General features: G+C 53.1%; 11 protein-coding genes. 6 read left to right on the top strand and 5 right to left on the bottom strand.

The window, feature by feature from the left end:
* Positions 1-83 precede the first annotated feature (83 nt).
* From DPO_RS20170 to DPO_RS20160, 3 genes are read left to right on the top strand one after another with little or no spacing between them, the layout of a single operon-like run.
* Positions 84-1,763, top strand: coding sequence for a glutamine--tRNA ligase/YqeY domain fusion protein (locus tag DPO_RS20170; RefSeq protein ID WP_006968223.1), 1,680 nt, complete (start codon positions 84-86; stop codon positions 1,761-1,763).
* 37 nt (positions 1,764-1,800) lie between these two features.
* Positions 1,801-3,249 (top strand): trimethylamine methyltransferase family protein, encoded by a 1,449-nt coding sequence (locus tag DPO_RS20165; RefSeq protein ID WP_006968222.1) that lies wholly within the window; start codon positions 1,801-1,803, stop codon positions 3,247-3,249.
* Positions 3,249-5,558 (top strand): GAF domain-containing protein, encoded by a 2,310-nt coding sequence (locus tag DPO_RS20160; protein WP_006968221.1) that lies wholly within the window; start codon positions 3,249-3,251, stop codon positions 5,556-5,558. The genes DPO_RS20165 and DPO_RS20160 overlap by 1 nt, the downstream gene beginning before the upstream one ends.
* A 40-nt stretch (positions 5,559-5,598) precedes the next feature.
* Here the strand turns inward: DPO_RS20160 and cysS are convergent, their stop codons facing one another.
* Positions 5,599-7,041 (bottom strand): cysteine--tRNA ligase, encoded by a 1,443-nt coding sequence (gene cysS / locus DPO_RS20155; RefSeq protein WP_006968220.1) that lies wholly within the window; start codon positions 7,039-7,041, stop codon positions 5,599-5,601.
* 1 nt (position 7,042) lies between these two features.
* The gene (gene ispF, locus DPO_RS20150) at positions 7,043-7,567 is read right to left on the bottom strand and encodes a 2-C-methyl-D-erythritol 2,4-cyclodiphosphate synthase (RefSeq protein WP_236610009.1); all 525 of its coding nucleotides are present in this window, start codon (positions 7,565-7,567) and stop codon (positions 7,043-7,045) included.
* Between the two features lie 232 nt (positions 7,568-7,799).
* Here ispF and DPO_RS20145 point away from each other — a divergent pair, with 232 nt between their 5' ends.
* The gene (locus DPO_RS20145; protein WP_006968218.1) at positions 7,800-8,138 is read left to right on the top strand and encodes a tRNA-binding protein; all 339 of its coding nucleotides are present in this window, start codon (positions 7,800-7,802) and stop codon (positions 8,136-8,138) included.
* A gap of 232 nt (positions 8,139-8,370) precedes the next feature.
* On the top strand, positions 8,371-8,985 hold the full coding sequence (locus DPO_RS20140; RefSeq protein ID WP_006968217.1) for a LysE family translocator: 615 nt from the start codon (positions 8,371-8,373) through the stop codon (positions 8,983-8,985).
* 15 nt (positions 8,986-9,000) lie between these two features.
* Here DPO_RS20140 and DPO_RS20135 read toward each other — a convergent pair whose 3' ends face one another.
* A complete protein-coding gene (locus DPO_RS20135) occupies positions 9,001-10,707 on the bottom strand; it encodes a DEAD/DEAH box helicase (RefSeq protein ID WP_236610008.1) in 1,707 nt (568 codons plus the stop codon).
* Positions 10,708-11,100: 393 nt separating this feature from the next.
* Here DPO_RS20135 and DPO_RS20130 point away from each other — a divergent pair, with 393 nt between their 5' ends.
* Entirely contained in the window at positions 11,101-11,433 is a 333-nt protein-coding gene (locus DPO_RS20130; RefSeq protein ID WP_006968215.1) for a phage holin family protein, read from the top strand.
* A gap of 95 nt (positions 11,434-11,528) precedes the next feature.
* Here DPO_RS20130 and DPO_RS24175 read toward each other — a convergent pair whose 3' ends face one another.
* Both DPO_RS24175 and DPO_RS20120 read right to left on the bottom strand, forming a co-directional pair.
* Positions 11,529-12,497 (bottom strand): GGDEF domain-containing protein, encoded by a 969-nt coding sequence (locus DPO_RS24175; RefSeq protein ID WP_006968214.1) that lies wholly within the window; start codon positions 12,495-12,497, stop codon positions 11,529-11,531.
* A complete protein-coding gene (locus DPO_RS20120; RefSeq protein WP_006968213.1) occupies positions 12,494-12,967 on the bottom strand; it encodes a CYTH domain-containing protein in 474 nt (157 codons plus the stop codon). The genes DPO_RS24175 and DPO_RS20120 overlap by 4 nt, the downstream gene beginning before the upstream one ends.
* Positions 12,968-12,991: the final 24 nt, after the last annotated feature.

Genomic DNA, 12,991 nt, shown 5'->3' with positions numbered 1-12,991 from the left:
AAATTATTGCGGCATCAGGTGCCGAAAAACGCATACCGTATGGGGATGACAGGCACAGATGCCTGCTGACAAAAGAGGGGACAATGGAAGAGACGATCAACAGAGGCCATTTTATCGAGACCATTATCCGACAGGATGTGGCAGACAACAAAAACGACGGCCGGGTGGCCACCCGGTTTCCGCCGGAACCTAACGGATACCTGCACATCGGGCATGCCAAATCCATCTGCCTGAATTTTAACATGGCCCAAAAATTTTCCGGCCTTTGCAACCTGCGGTTTGATGACTCCAATCCGGCCAAGGAAAAACAGATCTATATCGATTCCATTGAATCCACGGTGCACTGGCTGGGGTTTGATTACGGCAGCGCCTTGTTTGCATCGGATTATTTTGATCAATTATATGTTTTTGCCAAAGAACTCATTGAAAAAGGCCTGGCCTATGTGTGCAGCCTGCCGGCCGAAGAGATCCGGGCATACCGGGGCACCTTGACTGAACCGGGAAAAAACAGCCCGTTTAGGGACCGGTCCGCAGCCGAGAACCTGGATCTGTTTTCACGCATGAAAAACGGGGAGTTTGAAGAAGGAACCCACACCCTGCGGGCCAAAATCGACATGGCTTCCCCCAATATCAATCTGCGGGACCCGGTGATTTACCGCATCAAAAAAGCCCCCCATCCCCGAACCGGGGACAAGTGGTGCATCTATCCCATGTATGATTTCACCCATTGTGTGTCCGATGCCCTGGAAGGCATTACCCATTCTTTGTGCAGTCTGGAATTTGAAGACCACCGGCCCCTGTATGACTGGTACTTAGACAATCTGTCCGTGCCCTGTCACCCGCAGCAGATCGAATTTGCACGCATGAATATCAATTACACAGTGCTGTCCAAGCGCAAGCTCCAGCTCCTGGTGGACCAGGGCCATGTGGCGGGCTGGGACGATCCCCGGCTGCCCACCCTGGAAGGGATGCGGCGGCGGGGGTACACGCCTTCTGCCATCCGGAAATTCTGCGACACCATTGGCGTGTCCAAAAAGGAAAGCCGCATCGACGTGGGCCTGCTGGAGTCCTGCCTCAGAGAAGACCTCAATGAAAACGCGCCCCGGGCCATGGGGGTGCTTAGACCTTTGAAGGTGATCATTGAAAATTATCCGGAAGATAAAACTGAAACCCTGACATCCATGGTCCACCCCCAGAAACCGGAGATGGGCACCCGGGAAATCACTTTTTCAAAAGAGATTTATGTGGAGCAGGATGATTTCATGGAAGATCCTCCGAAAAAGTTCTTCCGCTTAGGCCCGGGCCGGGAGGTGCGGCTGCGCAGTGCGTATCTGGTGACCTGCAAACAAGTGGTCAAAGATGATCAGGGACATGTCACATCCCTGATCTGCACCTATGATCCGGCAACAAAAGGCGGCAATGCGCCGGACGGTCGAAAGGTGAAAGGCACCATTCACTGGGTGGATGCCGGCAACTGCCTGTCCGCCCGGGTCAATCTCTATGACCGGCTGTTCATGGATGAAGATCCGGAAAAAGGGGGACAGGATTTTACACAGAATCTGAACCCCGCATCCCTGGAAATCCTGAATGACTGCAAACTGGAAAAAAATCTGGCCCATGCCCGGCCGGAACAGGTGTTTCAGTTTGAGCGCCTGGGGTATTTCTGTCTGGATGTCAAAGACAGCACTTCATCCGCTCCGGTGTTCAACCGCACCGTGACCCTGCGGGATACCTGGGCCAAAGTAACGGGAAAACAACGATAATGACTCAAACCCGATAACAACGGTTGGGAGGCAGATAATGATCGACCGGATGCAGCGGCTCTCTTTTCAGGACCTGACCCGGATTCACGACGCATCCATGAATGTTTTGCGCCACACCGGCATTGATTTCAACCATGAACGTATCGCCGGTCTGTTCAAGTCCCGGGGATTTAAAACAGACGGCACCCGGGTTTATTTTGAAGAAACCGACATCTACCGCGCGCTTTCCACCACGGTGCCGTCCTTTACCCTGCATGCCAGAAATCCGGCGAGAAATGTGACCATCGGCGGCCCGGACGGGTTCGTGTTCATCCCCACAGGCGGGGCTACTTATATTGCCGGCACTGACGGGACCCAGCGGCCGGCCACATTTGACGATTTCAAGGCCTGCTGCAAACTGGTTCAGACCTCGGATCAGGTGGATATGGGCGGGTATCTCATGGTTCAACCCACGGACCTGCCCTGGGAGACCGCCAACCTGGACATGATGCTGGCCTACATGACCCTGTGCGACAAACCTGTTTTCGGGGCCTCGGGCAGTGGCCAGGAAGCGGCAGATGCCCTGGAGATGGCCGCCATTATTTTCGGAGGCCGGGAAAAGATGCTGGATATGCCGGTGGTGGCGGCCGTGGCCAATACCCTGTCCCCTTTACGTTTTTCCAAGGAAGAAGGGGATGTGATTTTGCAGATGGCGGGCTGGCGCCAGCCCGTGGTGATTTCCAACATGATCCTGGCCGGGGTCAGCGGACCGGTGTCCCTGCCGGAACTGCTGGTTTTGGAGAACGCGGAAGTGTTGGCCGGTGTGGTGCTCACCCAGCTGGTGAGTCCGGGAGCCCCGGTACTGTATGGCTCTTCTTCCGCACCCATTGACATGCGCACCATGGTGTCGGCCGTGGGCACGTCCGAAGCCGTCAAGATCGCCAGTGCCACGGCCCAGATGGCCGGGTTCTACAAGCTTCCCTGCCGGGCCGGGGGCAGCCTCACCGACGCCCATCTGCCCGATGCCCAGGCCCTGGCCGAAGGCACACTCATGCTTTCCACGGTGGTGCGCAACGGGGCCCATTTCATCTATCATGCCTGCGGCCAGATGGGGTCGTATATCTCCATGGGGTATGAAAAATGGCTTCTGGACGAGGAGATCTGCCGCATGGTCAGAAACATCCTCACTCCCATGATTCCGGCCGGGGAAACCATTGACACGGACCTGGTGAACCAGGTGGGCATCGGGGGGCAGTATTTAACCCATCCTTCCACGTTTCAGAAGTTCCGGAACCTGTCTGCATCGCGTCTTTTTAACCGCAAAGACTACTCCCGATGGCAAAAAAGCGGGGCCATGCGGGTGGAGGATCAGGCATACAAAGCGTTAGGGCCCCGGCTGGAAAATTACGAAAAACCGCCCATCGACCCGGGACTGGAACATGCCCTGACCGCTTATGTGACGGCCAGAAAATTCAACCACCAGCCCGCAGCCCGGTTTCTGGACTGATGATTCTGTCTGATTGCGTTCAGGCCCGTTCCATGTTGAGCCTGGCCCCGTTGCTCACGTTCTGGAAAACCGAGCTGATTCCCCGGTGCCCACATATGGCGGATCTGTTTGACGGCATCATGGAGCGTCTGCCTCTGTCGCTTAAGGGAGACATTCAGGACATCTCCGCTTTGGCAGAATATCCGGACATCGTTCATACCCTGATGACCGCCGTGGTGTCCCCGGCATCCTATGACCGGGAGCTGACAGCAGCGTTCGCGCCCTGTTCATTTGAAGGGTTTTATGCCACCCCCGGGTTCCAGCACCTGTTTCTGGACCGGGGCCATGCCTTGAAACCCACATTGAAAGAAAAATTTGATTCCGACATGGACCAGCGGTTTCTCAGCGTCTATTACCTGGTTCTGGAGCGTATTTACGGATTTTCCGGCCCGTTGCTGAGCAACCTGCACACCCGGGTCCTGACTGATGAGAAAACCGGACTGGACCGGTATTATGAAGAGGTCCCGGACTACCGGTTCGTGGATCTGACCCCGGTGGGTGTGCCCCGGCCTCTGTCGGAAGCGGATCATGAATGGATACTGGATCATCTGGCCGATCAGGTCCAGCTGGCCCGGCTCATTGATCTGTCACAGTTTGAATTCAGGGGATTTGTGATCATCCGGGTTCAGGATGTGACGGAAAAAGCGATTCTGTCGGCCCTGGAGCGGGACCTGGTGGATGAGAATTCCATTTTTGCATCTCCGGGGATCCAGCAGATCGAATCACGGCTTCAATCCCTGTTCCGGCGGCCGGACCTGGGGGTGTCCATCTCCTCGCTCAAGGGAGACCAGGTCATGGTGACCAAAAATGATCACCACTCAAAGGTGGATTGCCTGTTTTTAAATTCCCATCATTTTTGTCTCAAAGACCTGGAAGGATCGGTATGGATGACGGCAGCCCAGGGAGATGCCGTGTTCCGGGTGGCGGATCTGTCAAAAAAACAGCCGCTGATTCATGCCGAATCAGAAGCCGTGACCGCGGGTATCCGGTCCATGCTGCTGTCGCCTCTGGTATATCAGGGTCAACGGATCGGGTTGCTGGAGGTTTTTTCTCCCCATCCCCATGATTTCGGCCCGTTTGAAGCGATCCTCATGAGCCAGGTGACCCCGTTGTTTGCCGTGGCCCTGAAACGGGGCCAGGATGAATTGACCAAACAGGTCCAGACCGTGATAAAGGCCCAGTGCACCGCGGTGCACCCCTCTGTGGAATGGCGGTTTGAAAAGGCGGCCCTGGCCCATCTGGATGCCTTGCGCCGGGGAAAGCGTTCCCCGAGAATGGAGGATATTGTTTTCAAGGATGTGGTGCCGTTTTACGGGCAGTCTGACGTCCGGGGATCTTCCAGGGCCAGAAACCAGGGAATTCAGCAGGATTTGACCCGGCAGCTCACCCTGGCACTGGATATCATGACATCAGCGGCCGCAGCGCGGCCCTGGCCATTGCTGCGTCAATATGTGTTCCGGATCGAAACTTTGCTGACGGCTCTGTCCGGCGGAATGACCTCCAGTCATGAAAGCAGTGTGTTTTCACTTCTCAATCAGGAAGTGACTGAAACCTTTGACTCGCTGAAAGGAATTGCCGGTGATCTGGATGAGAAAATCCATGGTTACTGCCAGGAGGTGGATCCGGTGAGCGGCATGATCCATCACCGGCAAAAAGAATATGAGGACAGTGTGTCAGCCCTGAATTCAGGCCTTTCCGCTTATCTGGAGCAGGAAGATGCAAAAATTCAGCAGGCGTTTCCCCATTATTTTGAAAAACGCCGGACCGACGGGGTGGACTACATGATGTATATTGGTGCCGCCATGATGGAAACCGGTACCCTGCCGTCATTTCATATCCGGGATATGACCCTGTGGCAGATCATGGCGGCCCGGGGCATGGCGCTTTGCACGGAAAAGATCAAGCCGGACCTGAAGATCCCGCTGGATACCTGTCATCTCATTCTGGTGAACCACACCCCGCTGTCCATCCGGTTCCGGTATGATGAAAAACGATTTGATGTGGACGGAGCCTATGATGTCAGACATGAAATCATCAAGTCCCGGCTGGACAAAGCCCTGATCAAGGGCACCGGAGAACGCCTGACCCAGCCGGGGCGCATTGCCGTGGTGTATGCCACTCCGAATGAAGAAAAGGAGATTGTGCAGCACATCCGGTTTCTCACGGATCAGGGAAAACTGGAAAATGACCTGGAGCGCCTGGACCTGGCCGATATGCCCGATGTCATGGGACTCAAGGCGTTCCGGGTGGGGGTGACCCTGTCGGCCTGACCCTTCTCCGGGATTGGTTCAGGACAGGCCGGTCAGTCAGTCAGGCAAACCGCCACACCGTGCCGCCGGGGCCGTCCTCCAGAATAATGTTCATGTCCTGAAGCTGGTCTCTGATCTCGTCGGCCCGGGCAAAGTTTCTGTCTTTTCTGGCCTGAGTCCGCTCTGCGATCAATGCCTCCACCTGTTCCGGTGTCACGGTCATGTCCGCCATGCCCTTGTCTTTTTTGGCGGCAAACCAGGCAGAAGGCGTTTCAAGAAAAATGCCCAAAATACCGGAGATGGCAGCCATGTCCGTTCTGATCTGTGCCAGTTCGGTCAAGACCGCTTCATCAGGCCGGTCCGATGCCTGGTCCAGCATCTTGTTGCCTTTTTTCACGGTGTCAAACACTGCAGCCATGGCTTTGGCTGAGTTGAAATCATCGTTCATGGCATCGGAAAATGCCTGCCACAGGGGCCCGCCTCCCGGGGTGTTATCCGCATCCGGGGTGATGCCCAGGTTTTCCAGCCGTTCCAGAAATCCATAGATCCGGTCCAGGCCCATCCCCACCTCGTACATGGACTGTTCGCTGTAGTCAATGGGGCTGCGGTAGTGATTGGACAACAGAAACATCCGGATCACCTCGGGCGAATATTTTTCCAGCACATCCTTGATCATGGTGAAGTTGCCTAAAGATTTGGACATTTTCTCGTTGTTGATGTCCACAAATCCGTTGTGAATCCAGTATTTCACAAACTGGGTACCGAACAGGGCCTCACTCTGGGCGATTTCGTTCTCGTGGTGGGGAAAGATCAAATCCTTGCCCCCGCCGTGGATGTCAAACCCTTCGCCCAAATATTCATGGCTCATGGCGGAGCACTCGATGTGCCATCCGGGCCGTCCCTTGCCCCAGGGGCTTTCCCAATAAGGTTCGCCCGGTTTTGCCGGCTTCCACAGGGTGAAATCCAAAGGATTTTTCTTTTTTTCCTCCACGGCGATGCGTGATCCGGCCCGCATGTCTTCCGGGTTTCTGCCGGACAGCCGGCCATAAGTTTCAAACGCGTCAATGGAAAAATACACGTTTCCGTCATCCACGGCATAGGCCTTGCCTTTGTCAATGAGCTTTTCCACAAATGCGATGATATGCGTGATATGCTCGGTGGCCTTGGGTTCCATGGTGGGCCGCAGGACATTCAGCGCATCCATTTCATTGTGGAATTCATCAATATATTTTTCCGTGATGGCGGCACACGCCTCCCCGGTTTCATTGGATTTTTTGATGATCTTGTCATCCACATCCGTGAAATTGCGTACATAAGTGACTGCATATCCGATGCGGGTCAGCCACCGGAAGATCATGTCAAATACCACCACAGACCTGGCATGGCCGATATGGCTGGTGTCATAGACCGTGGGGCCGCATACGTACATCTTGACCGTGTCTTTTTCAATGGGAATAAACGTTTCTTTTTTACTGGTAAGTGTATTGTATATTTTTAAGCTCATATCATGTTTCCCTGATGTTTGGGTTGGTTTGCGCGGCAATCAATACAATGGCCTGGGCTGCGATTCCCTGTTTTCGGCCGATAAACCCCAGATGCTCGGTGGTGGTGGCTTTCACGTTTACGCATCCGGGTGATATCTCCAGTGTTTCAGCCATGCTGGCGGCCATTTCCTGTTTTTTGTGCCCCAGTTTCGGGACCTGGGCAAACACCGTGCAGTCCAGGTTCATGATCCGGTATCCGGCCTGTGCCAGGTTCCGGGCGCAGGTTGCCAGCAGGATGCGGGAATCGATGTTTTTGTATTTCGGATCCGTGTCCGGAAACAGATCCCCGATATCCCCCATGCCGGCTGCACCTAAGATGGCGTCGCACACGGCATGGATCAGCACATCTGCATCCGAATGACCGGCCAGGCCCATGTCATGGTCGATCATCACCCCGCCCAGAATCAGGTCCCGGTCTGTGGCAAACGCATGCACATCCGTGCCCATGCCGATTCTGATATCCAATGTTTCCATGTGTGTCAACATATGCCTTTTTCATGTTTGTGCAATTTAAAATTGATAAAATATCATATTCCCCGGCGGTTTGGAATATAAAACCCCATGAAGGGCATGGAACATTACAGAAGATTAGCGGCATCAGGTTGACGGTAATGCGGGAGTTACAGTTGAAACACCCTGTAAAAGGTGCTATGACAGGTTTCGTTAAGGTTTGAGTGGCAATTTTTAACACAAGCAGAGGCTGTGATGGGAGATAATCATGCAAACCATTTCCTGGGATGAATTTACAAAAGTAGACTTACGTGTCGGGCGGGTGCTGAGTGCAGAGGTGTTTCACCAGGCGCGTAAGCCGGCCTATGTGCTGCAGGTGGATTTTGGGGAAGAAATCGGGATCAGAAAATCAAGTGCTCAGATCACACATCTTTATAAGCCGGAGGAACTGGTGGGCAAGCTGGTGGTGGCGGTGGTGAATTTCCCCAAAAAACAGATTGGGCCATTGATGTCGGAGTGTCTGGTGACCGGGTTCCATAATGCCGATGGTGAAGTGGCACTTTGTGTTCCTGACAAGCCGGTGCCATTGGGTATGAAATTGCTGTAAGCTGCTGGAGAAAAATGCAAGCCATAGCGTTTTCAACAACAATTAGAAGAAGCAATCATGAATACGAAAATCATTAGAGGTGTTTTTTGCTTTGCCTTTCACCGGGTATGTGCCGCAGGGAACCGTTGTTTTCCACGACGGATTTAAAGCAGACGGTCGGCATCCCAGGTGCGCACAGGCCTGACAACAGGGTGGATTCAGATATTATTTTCAGGACCTATTGGAGGTTTTTATGATCAGCATGGAATTTTTAATTACGTCGTTCATTGTGGTGGTGTTGCCTGGAACCGGGGTAATCTATACCATTTCCACCGGTCTGTTCAGGGGCACTCGGGCTGGTGTGTTTGCGGCAACCGGGTGTACGGCCGGGATTATTCCGTCCATGCTGTCCTGTATTCTGGGGTTGGCAGTCATCTTTCATACCAGTGCCCTGGCGTTTCAGGTCCTGAAATTTGCCGGGTCCGCGTATCTGCTTTATCTGGCCTGGTCCATGTGGCGCCAGACCGGCACCCTGGAGCTGACGGCTGAAGAAAACCGGAAAAGCATGTTTAAGATCGCATTCAAAGGCTTTTTGATCAATATCCTCAACCCGAAGCTGACCATTTTTTTTCTGGCCTTTTTGCCCCAGTTCATCCCGGTCCAGGCACCTATGCCTGTTCTTAACATGCTCGTGCTGGGAAGTGTGTTTATGGGGATGACATGGGTCGTGTTCATTGTGTATGCCCTGCTGGCGGACAAAGCCCGCATCTGGATTGCCAATTCTCCGGGAAAGGTCAAATATGTGCAGCGCACCTTTGCCGCCATGTTTGCCATGCTGGGGGCCAGGCTGGCGTTTTCCGGGCGGTGATGCCTGTTTGTGGATTCAGGCACACCTTGAAATAGCCATGCGGCGGGATCTGACCCAGGTTTTTTTCAACATCTGAAAGGTATTGCCGGGCATGCCAAAGGGCAGATCCACAAAGGAAAATTCCTGTTCAATGTTGATCTGTCCGATATGGCGGCTGTCAAGGCCGGCCTCGTTTGAAATGGCCCCCACAATATCTTTGGGCCGCAGGCCATGGCTGTTGCCCACCTCAATCCTGTAGCGCTCCATTCCTTTTTCAGGGGGAGGCGTATGGGGGGCTTCCGGTGTTACCGGCACTGTTTTTTTGGAGACCACTGGTTTTTCAACCCCTGTTTTTTTGGGGAATGCTGGTTTTTTAGACGCTGCTCTTTTAGGCGTCGCCGGTTTTCCAGGCGCTTTTCTGACAGCGGTTCGAGAGACCTTTGCCGGCATATCCTTCAGAAAAAACGGGGTGTCTCCATGGGCCATCTTTGCCAGGGCTGCGGCTACTTTTGCCACAGGCACATTTTCCTGTTGGGCATAGTCGCTGATCAGGGTTTCAAAAACGTCTGCATCGGTATCTTTTGTTGAGAGCGCCTTGGAAATGCGGTTGTAAAACGTGGTGATCCGTTTTTTGTTAATGGTTTCACTGGACGGCATGACCAGTTCTTTGATTTTTGTGCCGGTCTGTTTTTCAATGGCTTTGAGCATCCATTTTTCATTTCTGTTCAACAGGAGAATGGCTTCGCCGGTCCGTCCGGCCCGGCCGGTGCGTCCGATCCTGTGAATGTAGGGCGCCACCTTGGACGGCATATCGAAATTCACCACATGGGAAATCCGGTCCACATCCAGGCCCCTGGCTGCCACATCCGTGGCCGCAAGGATATCGATATGTCCTTTTTTCAGACGGTTCACAGCCTGTTCCCGGGCGTTCTGGGCCATGTCCCCGTTCAGGGCCTCTGCCTTGAATCCGCCGGCTTCGAGGGCTGCGGCCACTTCAAGGGTTGCCGCTTTGGTCTTGGTAAAGACAATCACGCCGTCAAAATGAACCGACTCAAGTATCCGGACCAGTGTACCGGTTTTTTTTCTCTGATCCATCATGCAGTATTGCTGGTGAATGTTACCGGAGTCCGGCGTATCCTGGGGCAGTATGATCTGCTCCGGTGTGTTCAGGTATTTCCGGGCGATTTTTTGCACGGGTCCGGGCATGGTGGCGGAAAACAGCGCAGACTGGCGATCCCGGGGTGTTTTGTCCAGAATCCATTCCACATCTTCGATAAATCCCATATTCAGCATTTCGTCCGCTTCATCTAAAATCAGGCAGAAGAGATCTGAAAAAGACACGGTCTTTTTTTTCATATGGTCCATGAGCCGGCCCGGGGTCCCTACCACCACATGGACGCCCCGCTTAAGCTGGTTGAGCTGAACGCCATAGCTTTGTCCGCCGTAGACCGGCAGAACGTTCAGTCCGGGCATGTTTTTGCCATAGTCTTTAAAAGATGCTGCCACCTGGATGGCCAGTTCCCTTGTGGGAGTCAGCACCAGCACCTGGGGCTTTTTGTTTGTCAAATCAATGCGGGACAGCAAAGGCAGGGCAAAAGCGGCTGTTTTTCCCGTGCCGGTCCGGGCCTGTCCCAGTACATCTTTTCCTTGGATCAGACAGGGAATGGTCCGGGACTGGATGGGGGTGGGGGTGTCATATCCCAGATCTTTCAGGGCGGAAAACACAATCGGGTTTAGATTCATTTGCTCAAACCCGGTCGCGGGTAAATTTTTTTGAGGCATGGTATTCCTTAAATATTTATGCAGTCACACCGGTTTCCAATCCTTAGCCGGTGCTATCGTTTAAAGCCTGTATGGTATGTCAATTGGAAGAACACAGGATCTGATGGATCAGTAGAACAAGGTATCATACACCCATTTGATGGTTTTACAAGGAATTAATATCCAATATGCTATTTATTCTTTGAAATAAATGGAAAAAGGATCAACAAAAAGGTTGATGAAAAATGGGTGTTCCCGGTTTTCTTGACAGATCGGCCATGGACATTTATAGTGCAAAAAATTCGAAATTTCAGGGATAGGTATGCCTGATATTGTTTTTTTTAAAAGATACCCCGGGAATGAGGAGAAATTTTTATGTCCACGCTGGTCAACATTCTGATTCTAAGTATTGCTGTTTTTCTGGTCGCAAACTTTCTTCCGGGTATCCGGATAAAAAATTTCATGACCGCAGTCATTGTCGCCATTGTTTACAGTGTGATCAGTTTTCTGTTCGGCTGGCTCCTGATTTTGATTTCCCTGCCGTTTATAATCATTACATTCGGCTTGTTCAAACTGGTGATCAATGCCATTCTTTTGTGGGGCACGGATAAATTGGTTCAGGATTTTAAAATCAGGGATTTTTTTACCACATTCATTGCGGCTCTGTGCATCACCCTGGTTGATTCCTTTATAAAATGGGCGTTATAGATTGATCTGGCCGTCGTAAATTGTCATTGGTGATTTCCGCCTTGAACTCGTCGACATAGCCCGTCTGCCGACAGCAGACGTGGCACTGGAGACATTCAAAGGCTGTCAGATTCATTTTTCAAAGGAGGCTCGGAAGCGATCACGATGCGGTTCCGGCCGGATGCCTTGGCCTGGTAAAGTGCGGTGTCCGCCCGTTTGATGATATCGTCGCCGGTTTCATCGAAAACAAGCCCGGCAACCCCGAAGCTGGCTGTGACCGGATCACCGCTTTCAAGCAGATCTGCTTTTGCTATGGCACATCGGATCCGCTCTGCATACGCAAACGCCTCGTGAACATCGGCCAGCGGCATTAAAATGATAAACTCCTCTCCACCGAAACGGGCCACCAGATCTTCGGCCCGGGTCCGGGTTTTCATCAAGTCGGCATATGCCTTGAGCACCCGGTCCCCGGCATCATGACCCCAGGTGTCGTTCACCCGCTTGAAGTGATCGATATCGGTCATGATCAACGAAAGGGGCTGAGACCGCCGAAGGGCCAGGGAAATCATTTCCTGGATCCGTTCGGAGAAAAACCGCCGGTTGGCCAGTCCGGTCAAAGGATCGATCCGGGTGAGCTCCAGGATTGTTTTATTGGCCTTCGTCAGTTCCCGGTTTTTGACATTCAACTGACGGGTGAGGTTGTTGAGTTCCTGATTGAGTGCCACCAGTTCATCGCTTAAGGTTGAGATTTCCTCCACATCCAGTTGGCCCAGGGCCAGTATATGGCCGGAGGAGGCATAAAAATGGAACCTGCAGGTCTGGGACAGGCCGGAAGGGGTGTCAAATTCCAGCAGATGGACCGTGTCCGGACAGGTGGCAGCCTGATCCAGCTGAAACGTCTGGTGAAAGTCGCGAATCAGCCTCTGGAATGGTTTGCCCGTCACAGGACCGCCGATATAATGGTCGGCAAACCGGTTGGCATGCTGGATAATGCCGGTGTTGTCCATGATCAGAAACAGAATCTGGGCATGATGGTTGAGATACTGAACCAGCTGTGTCGGGTCCTGATATTTGGTCCAGATCATTTGTCTGCCTGCCAGAGGGTGTAAGGATTTTGGATCAGGTTGGCGTTGAGATACCGGGGATCATCAGTCACTTCCGGGCCGGCCCAGGGCGGGATTGAAAACGGCTGGTCCGGGGCGGTTAACTCGATTTCCGCCACCACCAACCCCTGGTTGGCCCCTGAAAACCGGTCGATCACCCATGTCATGCTCTGATGCAGACAGGTGTGCCGGCATTTTTCAATGAGCTTGCCGTCACAGAACCGGTCCAGCATCTGCCTTGCATCTGTCACTGGAATCTCATATTCATATTCCGGCCGCACCAATTCAACGGGGAGGCCTTTGATGGTTAACACGCCTTTTTCTCCTTTGATGCGGACCCGCACGACTTTTTCCGGGGTGTTGAGCAGATATCCCTGGCAGATGTTGACCCCCCGGGACAGGTCCGCCGGCTGGGCGATGACCAGAAATTTTTTTTCGATTTCAATTCCCATGGCATGATCCTTTACAAGAATATT

The organism is Desulfotignum phosphitoxidans DSM 13687, from assembly GCF_000350545.1.
Classification (GTDB): domain Bacteria; phylum Desulfobacterota; class Desulfobacteria; order Desulfobacterales; family Desulfobacteraceae; genus Desulfotignum; species Desulfotignum phosphitoxidans.
Note: the sequence above shows the minus strand (reverse complement) of the source record. Positions and strands in the feature narration are given on the sequence as shown.

Coding starts and splice junctions, on each gene's coding strand:
- DPO_RS20145 (WP_006968218.1), top strand. CDS start 7,800: ATGCAAACCATTTCCTGGGATGAATTTACAAAAGTAGACTTACGTGTC.
- DPO_RS20130 (WP_006968215.1), top strand. CDS start 11,101: ATGTCCACGCTGGTCAACATTCTGATTCTAAGTATTGCTGTTTTTCTG.
- ispF (WP_236610009.1), bottom strand. CDS start 7,567: ATGTTGACACACATGGAAACATTGGATATCAGAATCGGCATGGGCACG.
- DPO_RS20160 (WP_006968221.1), top strand. CDS start 3,249: ATGATTCTGTCTGATTGCGTTCAGGCCCGTTCCATGTTGAGCCTGGCC.
- cysS (WP_006968220.1), bottom strand. CDS start 7,041: ATGAGCTTAAAAATATACAATACACTTACCAGTAAAAAAGAAACGTTT.
- DPO_RS20120 (WP_006968213.1), bottom strand. CDS start 12,967: ATGGGAATTGAAATCGAAAAAAAATTTCTGGTCATCGCCCAGCCGGCG.
- DPO_RS20140 (WP_006968217.1), top strand. CDS start 8,371: ATGATCAGCATGGAATTTTTAATTACGTCGTTCATTGTGGTGGTGTTG.
- DPO_RS20135 (WP_236610008.1), bottom strand. CDS start 10,707: ATGAATCTAAACCCGATTGTGTTTTCCGCCCTGAAAGATCTGGGATAT.
- DPO_RS24175 (WP_006968214.1), bottom strand. CDS start 12,497: ATGATCTGGACCAAATATCAGGACCCGACACAGCTGGTTCAGTATCTC.
- DPO_RS20165 (WP_006968222.1), top strand. CDS start 1,801: ATGATCGACCGGATGCAGCGGCTCTCTTTTCAGGACCTGACCCGGATT.
- DPO_RS20170 (WP_006968223.1), top strand. CDS start 84: ATGGAAGAGACGATCAACAGAGGCCATTTTATCGAGACCATTATCCGA.